This window comes from Rathayibacter sp. VKM Ac-2928 (genome assembly GCF_022815545.1).
GTDB classification, from domain to species: domain Bacteria; phylum Actinomycetota; class Actinomycetes; order Actinomycetales; family Microbacteriaceae; genus Rathayibacter; species Rathayibacter festucae.
Genome location: NZ_JALGRU010000002.1, coordinates 102,441 through 116,318, shown reverse-complemented (window position 1 = coordinate 116,318; position 13,878 = coordinate 102,441). Strand labels below are relative to the sequence as shown.

Sequence of the window (13,878 nt, the reverse complement as noted above, 5' to 3'; positions counted from 1 at the left end):
CCGTCTAGGCTGCCGATCGTGCCGCTGCAGAATCACCCGGGAGACGTCGAGTTCCCCGTGCGCTCGCGCCTGCGCTACGCGCGCGCCGCGGACGCCCACCGGCGCGCCCCCGGCGGCGGGATCGGCCGCCGCGCCCTGCTGGTCACGGCCGTCGCCGCTCCGCTGGGGATCGTCGGCTTCGTGCTCGGCCTGGCGAGCGCGGACGGCAGCACCGGACTGCCGATCTTCACCTTCGGCATCGGCCTCGTCCTCGGGCTGGCCCTCGCGTCGATCGCCTTCCAGATCCGCGACGCCGGAGCGCCCCGCCGGCAGCAGGCCGCCTACCGTGCCGAGGCGCGGACGCCCGCGCCGACCCTGCGCCAGCAGCAGCTGCTCGCCCTCGACGCCGTCAGCGACTTCTCCTTCGGCGGCTGGAACTCCTCGCTCGCCTTCCAGCCCACCTGGGCCGAGCTGCCCGCCGCGCTCCGCGCCCGCTTCGCCGACGGCGCCAAGGGCTCGCCCTGGCCGGAGCTGCCGATGCCCGCGCTCACCGAGCAGCGCGGCGCGCTCGACCGCGACTTCCGCATCGCCTCGGCGGAGGACGTCGAGCTGTTCGTCGCCGACGTCCTCGCCCGCGGTCCGCTGTCGACGCGCTTCGCCGAGGTCTCCGCCTCGGAGGACGCCGAGCGGATGCGCTCCCGGATCGCCGCTCTCACCGGCGAGAGCGAGTTCCACCTGCTCGAGCGCGCGCAGCCGGTCGGCGGCCGCCCGCCGGTGCTGCTGCTCGCCGGCGATGCCGAGCGCACGATCGGAGCGATCCGCTACGCGTACGTCGCCGGCTACCTGACCGCCGGCCGGGCCTGGGAGCTGCTGGAGAGCATCGGCTCCCGCGTCTTCGCTCAGTACAGCGGCTGGGACGGCTACTGGCGCGACGCCGCCGTCGCGATCGCGTTCCGCACCGACTCGCTCAGCGCCGTGCAGCAGTACCACCGGCTGCGCGGCGAGCTGCTGGCCTCGGACTGGCCGGCGGCGAGCACGCCGTACCCGGAGAGCGCATCGTGACCGGGTCGCCTCCGGACCCCCACGCGCCGGACCCCCACGCGCCCGACACCCACGCGCCCGACGACCGCGATCCCGCCCAGCAGGCGCTCGAGGCGATCCAGCGGATCAGCAGCGGAGGCGATCCCGCCGCCGCGGCCTTCGCGCTGTCGAACGCGTGGACCGACCGGCAGGTCGACCGGCTCAAGGCCTTCTGGCGGCGGTCGCGCCGGGACATCGGAGGCTCGTAGGCGACGCAAAGGGTCCCGCCTGCCGCGCCGGTCACTCTGGGGTTCCCCGAGCCCCCGAGTGACAAGGATCCCCCGATGTCCCGCATCCCCGAGCCCGACCGCACCCCCGACGGCCTCCGCTACGAGGGCCGCGACCTCGTCCGCCCCGACGACGAGGTCGTCGACCAGGGCCTCTCCTTCGACGTCGGCACCCTGCTGAGCCGCCGGATGTTCGATCGCCGCCGCGTGCTCGGCCTCATCGGAGTCGGCGCCGCCACCACGGCGCTGGCCGCGTGCTCGGCCGTCGCGGGCAGCGCCTCCGGAACCGCGACGGGCAGCGCGAGCAGCAGTGCCGCAGCGACCACCGGGGAGATCCCCGACGAGACCGCCGGCCCCTACCCCGGCGACGGCTCGAACGGCCCCGACGTGCTGAGCGACTCCGGCATCGTCCGCAGCGACATCCGCTCGAGCATCGACGGCGGCGCCACCGCGGCCGGCGTACCGCTCTCCTTCACCCTGACGATCCTCGACACCGCGAACGGCGGCGTGCCGTTCGAGAACGCCGCCGTCTACGTCTGGCACTGCGACGCGTCCGGCGGCTACTCGATGTACTCCGACGGCATCACCGAGGAGACCTACCTCCGCGGCGTGCAGGTCGCCGACGCGAACGGCGAGGTCGGCTACACCTCGATCTTCCCGGCCTGCTACTCCGGCCGCTGGCCGCACATCCACTTCGAGGTCTATCCCGACGTCGACTCGATCAGCGACTCCGGCAACGCGATCGCGACCTCGCAGCTGGCCGTCCCCGAGGACGCCTGCACCGCGGTCTACGCGCTCAGCGGCTACGAGGGCTCGAGCGAGAACCTCGCCCAGGTGAGCCTCGACGACGACAACGTCTTCGGCGACGACGGCGGCGAGCTGCAGCTGCCGACCGCGACCGGCGACGCCACCTCCGGCTACCGCTTCGCCCTCACCGTCCGCGTCGACACGACGACCGAGCCGACCGGCGGGTCGGTGCCCTCGGGCGGCGGCGGCGGCGCGGGCGGAGGCCGTCCGCCCTCGGCCTGACCGCGCTCGGCGTGCCAGGCTTGCCGCATGGCTGTCGAGGTGGGTGCGGATCTCGAGGTGTCCGCGCGCCTGACGATCCCCGCGTCCGAGCTGCAGTGGCGGTTCTCCCGCTCCTCCGGCCCGGGCGGGCAGCACGTCAACACCTCGGACAGCCGCGTGCAGCTCACCTGGAGCGTCACGGAGTCCGCCGCGCTCACGGACGACCAGCGGGAGCGCCTTCTCCAGCGGCTCGCCCAGCGCCTGGTCTCCGGAGCGATCACCGTCACGGTCTCGCAGGAGCGCTCGCAGCTGCGCAACCGCGAGGTCGCCCTCACGACCCTCCGCGACCTCGTCGCCGCGGCCCTCGCCCCGCCCGCCGCTCCGCGCCGGCCGACCCGCCCCACCCGCGGCTCCGGCCGCCGCCACCTCGCGAGCAAGCAGCAGCGCTCCGCCACCAAGCAGCAGCGCCGCCGCCCGACGGAGGACTGAGCACGCAGGACCGGGGCTAGAGCCGGTCGCTCCGCCACTCCGCCGCGAGCTCCTCGCCGCGGGCGAAGGCCTGCTCCTCGCGCTCGCGCAGCTCGACGCGGCGGATCTTGCCCGAGATGGTCTTGGGCAGCTCGTGGAACTCGATCCGGCGCACCCGCTCGAAGGAGGAGAGCAGCTCGTCGGTGTGCCGGAAGATCGCCGCGGCGGTCTCGGCGGTCGGCTCCCAGCCGTCCGCCAGAGCGACGTAGGCCTTGACCACGCTGTGCCGGGTCGGGTCGGGCGCCGGGACGACCGCGGACTCGGCGACGGCCGGGTGCTGCAGCAGCACGCTCTCGACCTCGAAGGGCGAGATCTTGAAGTCGGACGACTTGAAGATGTCGTCGGTGCGGCCGAGGAAGGTGATGGTGCCGTCGACGGCGCGGACGGCGACGTCGCCGGTGTGGAAGTAGCCGTCGGCCCGCGCGCGCGAGGTGCGCTCGTCGTCGCCGTGGTAGCCGGACATCAGGTTGACCGGCTCGGTGGACAGGTCGAGGCAGATCTCGCCGGTGGAGGAGGACTCGCCGGTGACCGGGTCGATCAGCGCGATCGCGACGCCCGGCAGCGGCCGGCCCATCGCTCCGGAGACGACCTCGGCGCCGGGCGGGTTGGCGATGATCGCCGTGGTCTCGGTCTGGCCGTAGCCGTCGCGGATGGTGAGGCCCCAGTCGCGCTCGACGGTTGCGATCACCTCGGGGTTCAGCGGCTCGCCGGCCGAGAGGATCTCGCTGAGCGCGCGCGGGCGGGCACCGAGGTCGGACTGGATCAGCATCCGCCAGACCGTCGGCGGCGCGCAGAAGGTGGTGACGCCCGCGCGGTCGAGCTGCTCGCGCAGCGCGACCGGCGAGAAGCGGGAGTAGTTGTAGACGAAGACCGTCGCCTCGGCGTTCCACGGCGCGAAGAAGCAGCTCCAGGCGTGCTTGCCCCAGCCCGGCGAGCTGATCGCCGAGTGCACGTCGCCCGGCTGGACGCCGAGCCAGTACATCGTGCTGAGGTGCCCGACCGGGTAGGACTCGTGGGTGTGCACGACCATCTTCGGCTTCGAGGTGGTCCCCGAGGTGAAGTAGATCAGGCACGCGTCGGCGCTGTCGACGACGACGCTCGGCGCGATGCCGGGGGCCTCGATCGAGTCGGCGTAGTCGAGCCAGCCCTCGGGCACGCCCGCCGCGCCGCCCACCGCGATCAGTCCCACGTCCTCCGTGAGGCCCTCGAACTTCGTGGTCTCGGTCGCGTCCGCGATCACGTGCGCGACCTCGCCGCGCTCGAGGCGGTCGGCCAGGTCGGCGGGGGAGAGGAGCGTCGTGGTGGGCAGGATGACCGCGCCGAGCTTCATGATCGCGAGCATCGACTCCCACAGCTCGAGCCGGTTGCCGAGCATGAGCATCACGTGGTCGCCCTGCTCGACGCCGACGGAGTGCAGCCAGGCGGCGACCTCGTCGGAGCGCCAGCGCATCTCGTCGAAGGAGACCTTCGTCTCCGAGCCGTCCTCCTCGACGATCCAGAGGGCGGTCTTCTCGTTGCCGATGGCGATCTCGTCGAACCAGTCGACGGCCCAGTTGAAGTGCGGGCCGACGTCCGGCCAGCGGAAGGCGTCCGTGGCGGCCGCCGCGTCGGTGCGGTGCTCGAGCAGGGTGTCGCGCGCGGCGCGGAGGCGCCCGGTGGGGTTCATCCGACCATCCTCTCGCGCCGCGACGGCTTCGAGGTGAGGGCTCAGTACTTGATCGACTGCCCGCCGTCGATCGGCAGCACGACCGCGTTGATGTAGGAGGCGTCGTCCGAGAGCAGGAAGGCGACGACCGAGGCGATCTCCGCCGCCTCGCCGTAGCGCTTGGTCGGGTTCACCTGGATGAACTCCTCGGCGGCCTTCCGCGGGTTCTCGGCGTCGAGCTGCTTCATCGAGTTCTCGACCATCGGCGTCCAGATGGCGCCCGGGGCGATCGCGTTGATGCGGATGCCGTACTGCCCGTACTCGATGCCGGAGTTGCGGGTGAGGCCGACGACGCCGTGCTTCGCGGCCGCGTAGCCGGACTGGTTGCCGATGCCGGTGATGCCGCCGACGCTCGCGGTGTTGACGACCATGCCCGAGCCCTGCTCGCGCATCACCTTGAGCACCTTCTCGAGGCCGAGGAACACGCCGCGGAGGTTGATCGCGACGACCTTGTCGAACTCGTCGGCGGTGAAGTCCTCGGTGCGGTTCTGGCGCCCCTCGATGCCGGCGTTGTTGAAGAAGCCGTCGATGCGGCCGAAGCGCGCGAGGGTCTGCGCGACGTAGTCGTCGACGTCGGACGCCTTCGACACGTCCGCGATCACGGTGAGCGACTCGGTGCCCTCGGGGAGCGCCTCGACGGTCGCGGCGAGACCCTGCTCGGAGACGTCGACGAGGGCGAGCTTCGCGCCCTCCGCGGCGAGGCGGACGGCGGTGGCGCGGCCGAGGCCGGAGCCGCCGCCGGTGATGAGGACGACGCGATCGGTGAAGCGGGTGCTGCTGATATCCATAGGTGCACTATATACCTAGTAGTACTCGGGAATCTGGGCGCGGGCTCCGTGGATCCGATGCCCGGAGCCGCCGCGACCGGTGCTCCGCGTCCCTGGCAACCGCCGCAGAGACCGACCCGCTCGGCGGCCGCCTCGGGTAGACCGGAGGGACCGGCACGACCGCCGACACGAGCAGGGGGAGCCGTGAAGAGCAGGAGAAGAACGATGACCACGGGGGCCGCGCTGGCCCTCACCGGGCTGGCGCTGGCCGCCTGCACCGCCCCGGCGGAGAGCGGAGCGGAGGCGACGCCGACCGTCTCGGAGGCGCCCGCGGCCTCCTCGACCGCCTCGGCCTCGGCCTCGCCGGGCGACCGCCCGATCGGGCCCGTCCGGCTGCCCGAGGGGGCGACCGCCGCCGTCGAGTGGGTCGATGAGACCGGCATCGTCGAGCCGCGGACCGTGCGCCTCGCCGGAGAGCCGCTCTACGTGACCGTCTCGGTCGTCTGCGACACCGCCGACGCCGAGGTGACCGTCGAGGTCGAGGGCCTGATGACCACCGGCTCGTCCTGCGTCTACGACCCGGGCACCACCCGGACGACGAGCAACGGCGGCGGCAACACCGGCTCGATGGAGATCGCCGTCGACCAGGACGCACGGATCACCGTGACGACCGACCCCGCCGACGCCCACTGGTCCGGCGCGGTCTCGACCGGCCCGCGCACCGTGCCGCTGGGCTGACGCGCAGTCCGGTCCCCCTCGCGGCACAGGGACTCCACGCGAGTCGACGCGAACGGGGGCCTGCGCATGGACCGAAGCCCGATGAGCGTCCACTCGCGTTGTGCGGCTTGCGCGACTGGACGCGAGCCGGGGTCTGCGAGAGTCCTCGAGCCCGATGGGCGTCCACTCGCGTCACCGGACTCGCGGAACGACGCGAGCAGGGTCCTGTGGGCGGGTCGAACCCCGTCGAGCGTCCATTCGCGATGCGCCCTCTGCGGGAGGGCGCGGCGCGCTAGCCCAGCGGCACGCCCAGCGCGGCCATGAACGGCACGGCGTCGACCGCCTCGCCGTCGACGCGGGTCTCGAAGTGCAGGTGGCAGCCGGTGGAGGCGCCGGTCGAGCCGCGGGTCGCGATGACCTCGCCCGCGACGACGGTGTCGCCGACGTCGACGAGCAGGTCGGTGTTGTGCGCGTAGCCGGTCTCGATGCCGCCGCCGTTGTCGAGCAGGATCCAGTTGCCGTAGCTGCCGGAGTAGGCCGCCTCCTCGACGGTGCCGCTCGCGGCCGCGAGGACCGGGGTCCCGCAGGCGCCGGCCAGGTCGGTGCCCTTGTGGAAGAGGTTCACGCCGGCGACCGGCTGGTCGGGGCGGGGGCCGTAGCTGCTGCTGATGTGGCCGGCGATCGGGAGCACCCAGGTGCCGGAGACCCCGGCGGCCGCGGCGGTCGACTCGCCCGCGCCGGCGGTGATCGCGTCGAGGGAGGCGGTGGGCACGAGGACCTCGGGCTTGGCCTCGGCGGCGAAGGCGTCGCGGGTGACGCTCTGCTGCACGACGCCCGCGGCGACGAAGCTCTGCGGGCGGGCTGAGGCGACGGCGTTCGCGGTGTCGGTCGCGACGGCGGACTCCGGGGTGTCGCCGACGGCGAAGGCGGGCATCGTCGAGGTGACGGCCAGGCCGACCACGAAGGTCATCGCGGCGAAGGCGGACACGCGGCGCGTCGAGGGGCGGCGGACGGCGGTGCTCCGGGCCGTGCTGCGCGCCGCGGCGGTGCGGGCGGCGGCGGTGCGGGCGACGCTGCGCGCCGCGACCTGCTCGGCCTCGCGCTGCTCGCGCAGCTGCCGGCGGGTCGGGAGGGCCTGCGCGGTCGCGGCGGAGACGGGGGCCGGGGCGTGGTCGGAGTGGTGCATGCAGTCGTGGTTTTCCGGGTCGTTCGCCGCGGGGGAACGGGGGCGCGGCAGGGCGGGTCGGGGCGGCGGGGCGCTCAGCAGCGCTCAGCAGGTGGTGCTCAGGGGGATGTCAGCCGGGGCTCAGGGGGCCGCGCGGCGACCCTCCAGAGTACCTGCGCAGCTCCGGAACGCCACTGGGAGAATGCCGAGCGGCGCACGGTATCGATGCCGCAGGCTCAGGCGAGCGCCTCCGCGCAGTGGCGGAGCAGGGCGTGCAGCTCGCGGATCCGCGCCCCGTCCAGCCCCGTCAGCATGCGCTCCTCGACCGCCCGGACGGCCGCGCTCGCCTCGCCCAGCAGCTCCTCGCCGGACGCCGTGAGCCGGATCGGCAGCGCCCGGCCGCTCGGCGCCGTCTCGGCCCGGATCAGGTGACCGTCGCGCTCGAGCGACTGCAGCAGCACGTGCATCGACTGCCGCGTGACGAACGCGCCCCGCGCCAGCTCGGAGCTGGACAGCCCCGGCCGGTGCGCCAGCAGCTCCAGGCAGGAGTAGGCGGTGACCGTGATCCCGAGCGGCCGCAGCGCCGCCTCCATCGCGACGCGCAGGGCGCTCGACGCCTCCTTCAGCACGTAGCCGACGGAGGTGTCCAGCTCGATCCGTGCCGTGCTCTCGCCCTGTTGACTCATGTCAGTAGTCTGACATACGCTCGATGTAAGGAAACTGACACCCACCCCCGACGAAAGGCACCCCCATGGCGATCACCGGCCCCGACTTCCTCTCCCTCCAGGTCCGCGACCTCGAGCGCTCCGCCGAGTTCTACGAGACCCGCCTCGGCCTCTCCCGCCGCCCCGGCCCGCCGCACGCCGTCGTCTTCGACACCGCGCCGATCCCGTTCGCGATCCGGGACATCGTTCCCGGCACCCAGCTCCCCGCCGAACCCGGCCGCGGCGTCGCCCTCTGGCTGCACGCGACCGAGGTCGCCGCCCTGCACGACGATCTCGCCGCCGCCGGCGTCCCGATCACGTCGGCCCCCGCCGAGGGCCCCTTCGGCCTGACCTTCACCTTCGCCGACCCGGACGGCTACCTGATCACCCTCCACGACCGCGCCTGACGCGGCTGCGACTGCGAGACGCTAGGCGTCCACACCCGCCGGCTGCCAGAGCTGGAGGCGGTTGCCCTCGGGGTCGTGCAGGTCGGCGAAGCGGCCGTTCGGGTAGGTCTCGGGGTCGATCTCGACGGGGATGCCCGCGGCGCGGAGCTGGGCGACGAGCGCGTCGAGTGAGCGGACGCGGAGGTTCAGGGTCCAGCCGGCGGGGCCGAGCGGCTCGGAGCCGGTCGGCATCGGGGCGAGGACGGTGGTGCCGGCGTCCTGGCGCCAGGAGGGGGCGCCGTACTCCATCGGCACCTCGTCGATGCCGAGGTGCTCGGCGTACCAGCGCGCCAGCGCCGCCGGGTCGCGCGCGGCGAAGAAGAAGCCGCCGATGCCCGTGACCCTCTCGCGCGACACGATCAGTACCGGCCGCTCGTGAAGACCAGCAGGGCGATCAGGCCCGCGACGGTCGCGGCGACGCCGGAGCCGAGGCGCCACCACATCCAGCGGTCGCGCTTGGGGCCGCGCATCGGGCGGCGCAGCCCGTGCCTGCCGGAGTAGCCGCCGTGGTTCGGAGTGAAGACCATGACTCCAGCCTGCCTCACCAGGCTCGCCGGGTCACGGCCTCAGGCACTCCACTCGCTGTCGTCCCGCCAGGGCGCGAGGTCGACCTCGTTGCCCTCCGGGTCCGCGAGGGTCCACCACTCCGGCGCGTTCGAGTCGTCGACGACGCGGCCGCCGGCGGCGAGGGCCGCGGCGAGGCGGGCGTCGACGACGTCGCGCGGCAGGTAGAGGTCGAGGTGGATCGTGTTGCGCTCCGAGCGCGGGCCCTCGATCCGCTGGATCCAGAGGTTCGGGCCGAGGGCGCGCGGATCGGCCAGGTCGGCGTCCTCGACGGGGGAGTAGCCGAGCACGGCCCGCCAGAAGGCGCGGACCGCGGCGACGTCGACGGCGTCGACGGCGATCTGCAGGCTCTGCACCGCGGCCGGCTCGGCGGGGAGGCCGAGCGCGCGGGCGGCGGCCGAGATCTCCCGGGCGAGGGCCAGGTCGCGCTCGCTGATGTCGCCGACGTCGTGGCTGATCAGGCGCACGCCGACGCCGCCGTAGCGCAGATCGACGTCGGGGTGATGGCCGGCCTGCTCGGCGAGGACGGCGATCGAGGCGACCAGGGCGGCGCCCGCGGCGAAGGAGCCGGCCCCGCGATCGCCGGTGCGGAAGTAGGCGCGGGCGCCGTCGCCGACGACCCGCCAGTCGGCGGTGCCGGGGGCGGCGCGGAAGTCGCGCGGGGAGATCGCATCGGTCATGCGGCAGTTGTACTCCCCGGCCGGCCGTTCTGCCCAGGCCCCGTGCGGTGCCCGCTCGCTACGGTGGACCCACGACCGATCGGGTCGACGAGTGTGAGGAGCCGGCATGGCGCAGAAGAAGAAGTCCGATTCGAAGAAGTCGTCGCAGAAGACCGACGACAAGGCCGCGCAGAAGCGCGCGAAGAAGGCTCTGGCGAAGGCGGAGAAGTCGGTCCGCGCGGCCCACGACGCCGTGCGCGACTCCAGCAAGAAGCTGCGCAAGAAGGCCCGCAAGCTCGCCGAGCAGACCGACACGCTCAAGCGCCGGCAGGAGAAGGCGGCGAAGAAGGCCGCCCAGGCCGAGAAGCGCAGCGCTCCCTCCGCCCCGAAGCACGTGGTCGAGCGCGAGCACATCGCCGTCGGCGCGGCCGACCCGTCGGTCACGCCCGACTTCACGCCGCCGCTGCCGAGCGCGGCGCGCGACGAGCAGGAGCAGGACCAGGCTCCCGAGGAGCAGCCCGAGCAGCAGCCCGACGCCGACCCCGAGCACGTGCCGGACCTCACGCTGCCGCTGCCGCGCTCCTCGAACTGAGCGAGCCCCGCGGGACGCCCCTACCCTGAGAAACTGCACAGGGTAGCCCGGCGCGCCGCTCGGAGAGGTGAACAGCCGGTGAACGCCCCGGCGAACCCTTCCGAGCGGCCTGCGCGGGCGAGAGGATCTCCTCCGTGGATCCCTTCATCCTTCTCGCGCTCGTCATCGTCACCGCTCTGGCGTTCGATTTCACCAACGGCTTCCACGACACGGCGAACGCGATGGCCACGTCCATCGCGACCGGCGCGTTGAAGCCGAAGGTGGCCGTCACGCTCTCCGCCGTCCTCAATCTGGTCGGCGCGTTCCTCAGCATCGAGGTGGCGCTGACCGTCACCAACGCGGTCGTCAAGATCCAGGACTCCACCGGCGCCCCCGACCCGGCGCTGCTCGAGGGCGGCGGCTCGGCGCTCCTGCTGATCGTGCTCGCCGGCCTGATCGGCGGCATCGTCTGGAACCTCCTCACCTGGCTGCTCGGTCTGCCCTCCAGCTCGTCGCACGCCCTCTTCGGCGGCCTGATCGGCTCGGCGCTCGCCGGCCTCGGCCTCAACGGCGTCAACTGGGCCGGCGACGGCTCGAAGCTCGACGGCGTCGTCGGCAAAGTGATCCTGCCCGCGCTGATGTCCCCGGTGCTCGCCGGCGCGGTCGCCGCGATCGGCACCTGGCTCGTCTTCCGCGTGATCGGCAACCTCGCCGACCGCCGCATCCACCGCGGCTTCCGGATCGGCCAGATCGGCAGCGCCTCGCTCGTCTCGCTCGCGCACGGCACCAACGACGCGCAGAAGACCATGGGCGTCATCACCCTCGCGCTGATCGCCGCCGGCGGCTGGAGCGACACCGAGTCCGTCCCGTTCTGGGTCAAGCTCAGCTGCGCGCTCGCCATCTCGCTCGGCACCTACATCGGCGGCTGGCGCATCATCCGCACCGTCGGCAAGGGCCTCGTCGAGATCGACACCCCGCAGGGCATGGCCGCCGAGAGCGCCTCCGCAGCGGTCATCCTCGCCTCCAGCCACCTCGGCTTCGCCCTCTCGACCACGCACGTCGCGACCGGCTCGATCCTCGGCTCCGGCGTCGGCCGCCCCGGCGCGCAGGTCCGCTGGCGCGTCGCGCTGCGGATGGTGATCGCCTGGGTGATCACGCTCCCGGCCGCCGCGCTGATGGGCGCCGTGATGTGGTGGATCGGCCACCTGGTCGGCGGGGCCGCCGGCGGCATCCTGATGACCGCCGTCCTCGTCGCCGTCGCCGTCTTCATCTACGTCCGCTCGCGCCGCGACAGCATCGGCGCGCACAACGTCAACGACGAGTGGTCGGACGCGGGCACCGCGGCGAAGCAGACCGCCGGCGTCTAGCCCGGATCCCTCCGTACCGACTCGAAAGGACCGACCCGTGCTCTCCCTCTTCTTCACTGCCGCCGGCCAGGTGGCGCTCATCGCCGTGCTCCTCGGCGCGGGCCTGCCCGTGCTCTTCGCCGTCGGCGTCCGCTCGTTCGCCCTCGCCGGCGGTGACGGAGCCAGCGGAACCGCGGCCTCGACCGCGCAGGCTCCCGGCCTCCCCGCGCCGCTGCTCCGCGCGCTCGGCGTGCTCTGCTTCGTGATCGTGGTCGCCGCCGTGGCGGTGGGCCTGAGCATCATCATCGCGACCGGCCTCGGCCAGGCCGTGAGCTTCGAGCACGTCTTCCCGACGTTCGTCCCCAAGGGCTGAGCATGGCGGCGACCGACCCGGCGGCGCCCGACGCGGCGGCTCCCGCTCCCGCGGACGGCGTCGTCGCCCGGGTGGTCAGCTGGCTCCGCGCGGGCTACCCCTCCGGAGTGCCGGAGACCGACTACGTTCCGCTGCTCGGCCTCCTCCAGCGCAGCCTGACCCGCGACGAGCTGGAGCAGGTCGTCCGCCAGCTGCTCTCCGACGCGGTGCGCGCCGACGCGGCCGGCGAGGAGTTCTCCGCCGCGAGGATGCGGCAGCGCATCGAGGAGACGCTCCTCGGCCCCGCGCTGCCCGAGGACCTCGTCCGGGTCTCGGCACGGCTCGCGAGCGCCGGCTGGCCGCTCGCCCGCCCGGAGGAGCTCGCCGAGCCCGAGCGCCCGGCCTCGGAGCGCGCCGGCCTCGTCACGCGCGTCGTCCGCTGGCTGCGCGCGGGCTACCCCGCGGGGCTGCCCGAGCAGGACTTCGTGCCGCTGATCGCGCTGCTGCGCCGCCGGCTCTCCGACGAGGAGGTCGCCGAGGTCGCGACGCGCCTGGCGGCGGAGGGCGGGCTGCCGGCCAGCCGCGTCGACGTCGGCACGGCGATCGCCGCGGTCACCTCGGAGCTGCCGTCGGACGCCGACATCGAGCGGGTCCGGCTCTCGCTGGCCGAGCACGACCGGCCGGAGGAGTTCGCGAGCTGAGCTGCGGCTGAACCGTCCCGCCGCTCGTCAGGGCGTGCTGCGCTGCACCCGCCGCAGCTTCAGGGCGGGGTCGTGCGCGTACGCCTCGAAGACCAGGGTCGGCGGGCGGAGGCCGAGCCGGCCGGCGAGCAGCGCGAACTCGGCGGCGACCGACGCGCGCACCGCCGGGGTCAGCACATCGACGGCGACGGTGAGGGTCGACGGCCCCGACTGCACGACGCGGAACTCGCGGAACCCCTCGGCGAACATCATGCTGCGGACGACCACGTCCGAGTAGACGCGCACGGGCTCGCCGTCCGTCCCGGGCAGCAGCAGCACGTCGTCCTCCCGCCCCTCGATCGCGTCGAGGGTCGTCAGCACGCTGCCGCACGGGCACGGTGCGGGGGCGGCGCGCAGCACGTCGTTGAGGCGGTAGCGGACGATCGGCTGCGCCCGGCGGCGCAGATCGGTGACGATCGGCACGAAGCGGCCGTCGCCCAGCTCCTCGCGCTCGACCAGCACGGCGTCCTCGTTGAGGTGCAGGGTGCCGAGGCGGCAGGTGTGCGCGAGGAAGCCCTCCGTGCACTGGTACGCCTGGTGGATCACGGCGACTCCGAAGGCGCTCCGCAGCACGGCCGCGTCGCCCGGCTGCAGCACCTCCGCCACCGCGATCACCCGCTCCGGCGCGACGACGAGCTCGCCCCGCTCGGCCGCCGCGGCGAGCATCAGCAGGACCGACGGCGGCGCGACGAGGAGCGTGGGCGCGAAGGCGCCGAGCTTCTCGACGTTCGCGGCGGCGGAGTCGTAGACGTCGAAGAAGCGGAAGGCGACCGCGCGCGAGGCGACCGTTTCGTAGAGCGAGTTGTCGGCGCGGAGGAAGAACGCGATCCGCTGCCCGAGGATCCGCCCGGGCGGCAGGAAGCGGGCGAGGACGGTGCCGGCCCACTCCTCCCGCTCGCGCGGACTGATCACGAACAGCCCGCGGTGCCCGCTCGTCCCCGAGGAGAGCCCGACCGCGACGCCGTTGAGGGTCGGCGAGAAGTCCCGCGATCGCTCGCCGGCCAGCGCGAGCGCGAGGGCCTCGTCGCGGCGCACGCCGACCGTGTTCATCGCGTCGAAGTGCTCCATCCCGACGGCCTTGGTCATGGTCGGCAGTCGCGCCAGATCCTCGGGGTCGAGCCCAGCGCCGAGTCCACGCACGAGCGGCGCGAAGTACGGGGAGTGCCGCTCGAGGAAGCGGAGGTGCCGCCGGAGCAGCCGCCGCTGCGCCGCCTCGAGGGCCGCGCGCGAGCGGAACCGGCGGCCCCACCGGGCCTGCGCGAAGGCCCGGACGATCCGCAGCCGGCCCATCAGCGCACTCCGCACATCAGCGCACTCGGC

The 13,878-nt window shown here is 73.7% G+C and carries 18 protein-coding genes; 10 read left to right on the top strand and 8 right to left on the bottom strand.

Annotated features, from left to right (window positions below; translation table 11 throughout):
- Nucleotides 1-18: 18 nt before the first annotated feature.
- The 4 genes from MT350_RS08120 (at nt 19) to arfB (ending at nt 2,783) form a co-directional block, all read left to right on the top strand.
- Nucleotides 19-1,041: a DUF1266 domain-containing protein gene (locus tag MT350_RS08120; protein WP_243615698.1), complete on the top strand. Its 1,023-nt coding sequence runs from the start codon at nt 19-21 to the stop codon at nt 1,039-1,041.
- Entirely contained in the window at nt 1,038-1,268 is a 231-nt protein-coding gene (locus MT350_RS08115) for a hypothetical protein (RefSeq protein ID WP_243615697.1), read from the top strand. Before MT350_RS08120 ends, MT350_RS08115 begins: the two co-directional genes overlap by 4 nt.
- Nucleotides 1,269-1,343: 75 nt before the next feature.
- Nucleotides 1,344-2,315: an intradiol ring-cleavage dioxygenase gene (locus MT350_RS08110; RefSeq protein ID WP_243615696.1), complete on the top strand. Its 972-nt coding sequence runs from the start codon at nt 1,344-1,346 to the stop codon at nt 2,313-2,315.
- Between the two features lie 27 nt (nt 2,316-2,342).
- Nucleotides 2,343-2,783, top strand: a complete 441-nt coding sequence (gene arfB, locus MT350_RS08105) for an alternative ribosome rescue aminoacyl-tRNA hydrolase ArfB (protein WP_243599632.1) — start codon at nt 2,343-2,345, stop codon at nt 2,781-2,783.
- 16 nt (nt 2,784-2,799) lie between these two features.
- On the opposite strand, the gene MT350_RS08100 is transcribed toward arfB, so the two are convergent.
- Together MT350_RS08100 and MT350_RS08095 are read right to left on the bottom strand one after the other, a co-directional pair.
- Nucleotides 2,800-4,488: an AMP-binding protein gene (locus MT350_RS08100; RefSeq protein WP_243599633.1), complete on the bottom strand. Its 1,689-nt coding sequence runs from the start codon at nt 4,486-4,488 to the stop codon at nt 2,800-2,802.
- Between the two features lie 41 nt (nt 4,489-4,529).
- Entirely contained in the window at nt 4,530-5,315 is a 786-nt protein-coding gene (locus MT350_RS08095) for a glucose 1-dehydrogenase (protein WP_123734567.1), read from the bottom strand.
- A 204-nt stretch (nt 5,316-5,519) separates the two neighbouring features.
- Between MT350_RS08095 and MT350_RS08090 the strand changes: the two genes are divergently transcribed.
- Nucleotides 5,520-6,032, top strand: coding sequence for a hypothetical protein (locus MT350_RS08090; protein ID WP_243615695.1), 513 nt, complete (start codon nt 5,520-5,522; stop codon nt 6,030-6,032).
- 271 nt (nt 6,033-6,303) lie between these two features.
- Here the strand turns inward: MT350_RS08090 and MT350_RS08085 are convergent, their stop codons facing one another.
- Together MT350_RS08085 and MT350_RS08080 are read right to left on the bottom strand one after the other, a co-directional pair.
- Nucleotides 6,304-7,197 carry a M23 family metallopeptidase gene (locus MT350_RS08085; protein ID WP_243615694.1) on the bottom strand — a complete coding sequence of 298 codons (894 nt, stop codon included), beginning with the start codon at nt 7,195-7,197 and terminating at the stop codon, nt 6,304-6,306.
- A 215-nt stretch (nt 7,198-7,412) separates the two neighbouring features.
- The gene (locus MT350_RS08080) at nt 7,413-7,862 is read right to left on the bottom strand and encodes a MarR family winged helix-turn-helix transcriptional regulator (RefSeq protein ID WP_123731675.1); all 450 of its coding nucleotides are present in this window, start codon (nt 7,860-7,862) and stop codon (nt 7,413-7,415) included.
- Nucleotides 7,863-7,927: 65 nt separating this feature from the next.
- Between MT350_RS08080 and MT350_RS08075 the strand changes: the two genes are divergently transcribed.
- Entirely contained in the window at nt 7,928-8,287 is a 360-nt protein-coding gene (locus MT350_RS08075) for a VOC family protein (protein ID WP_243615693.1), read from the top strand.
- 21 nt (nt 8,288-8,308) lie between these two features.
- On the opposite strand, the gene MT350_RS08070 is transcribed toward MT350_RS08075, so the two are convergent.
- Genes MT350_RS08070 through MT350_RS08060 form a run of 3 tightly spaced genes read right to left on the bottom strand, consistent with a single transcriptional unit; the run spans nt 8,309 to nt 9,570 of the window.
- Complete coding sequence (locus MT350_RS08070) at nt 8,309-8,683, bottom strand: VOC family protein (RefSeq protein ID WP_308197363.1); 375 nt, start codon at nt 8,681-8,683, stop codon at nt 8,309-8,311.
- 2 nt (nt 8,684-8,685) lie between these two features.
- Complete coding sequence (locus MT350_RS08065) at nt 8,686-8,853, bottom strand: hypothetical protein (protein ID WP_164874583.1); 168 nt, start codon at nt 8,851-8,853, stop codon at nt 8,686-8,688.
- A gap of 39 nt (nt 8,854-8,892) precedes the next feature.
- Nucleotides 8,893-9,570: a VOC family protein gene (locus MT350_RS08060; RefSeq protein ID WP_243615692.1), complete on the bottom strand. Its 678-nt coding sequence runs from the start codon at nt 9,568-9,570 to the stop codon at nt 8,893-8,895.
- A 106-nt stretch (nt 9,571-9,676) separates the two neighbouring features.
- On the opposite strand from MT350_RS08060, the gene MT350_RS08055 reads away from it, so the two are divergent.
- The 4 genes from MT350_RS08055 (at nt 9,677) to MT350_RS08040 (ending at nt 12,519) form a co-directional block, all read left to right on the top strand.
- Nucleotides 9,677-10,141 carry a hypothetical protein gene (locus MT350_RS08055; protein ID WP_243615691.1) on the top strand — a complete coding sequence of 155 codons (465 nt, stop codon included), beginning with the start codon at nt 9,677-9,679 and terminating at the stop codon, nt 10,139-10,141.
- Between the two features lie 134 nt (nt 10,142-10,275).
- Entirely contained in the window at nt 10,276-11,487 is a 1,212-nt protein-coding gene (locus tag MT350_RS08050) for an inorganic phosphate transporter (RefSeq protein ID WP_243581490.1), read from the top strand.
- Between the two features lie 37 nt (nt 11,488-11,524).
- Nucleotides 11,525-11,839: a hypothetical protein gene (locus MT350_RS08045; RefSeq protein ID WP_243599639.1), complete on the top strand. Its 315-nt coding sequence runs from the start codon at nt 11,525-11,527 to the stop codon at nt 11,837-11,839.
- Between the two features lie 2 nt (nt 11,840-11,841).
- A complete protein-coding gene (locus MT350_RS08040) occupies nt 11,842-12,519 on the top strand; it encodes a DUF3349 domain-containing protein (protein ID WP_127888116.1) in 678 nt (225 codons plus the stop codon).
- A 27-nt stretch (nt 12,520-12,546) separates the two neighbouring features.
- Here the strand turns inward: MT350_RS08040 and MT350_RS08035 are convergent, their stop codons facing one another.
- Nucleotides 12,547-13,848 (bottom strand): F390 synthetase-related protein, encoded by a 1,302-nt coding sequence (locus tag MT350_RS08035; RefSeq protein WP_243599640.1) that lies wholly within the window; start codon nt 13,846-13,848, stop codon nt 12,547-12,549.
- Nucleotides 13,849-13,878: the final 30 nt, after the last annotated feature.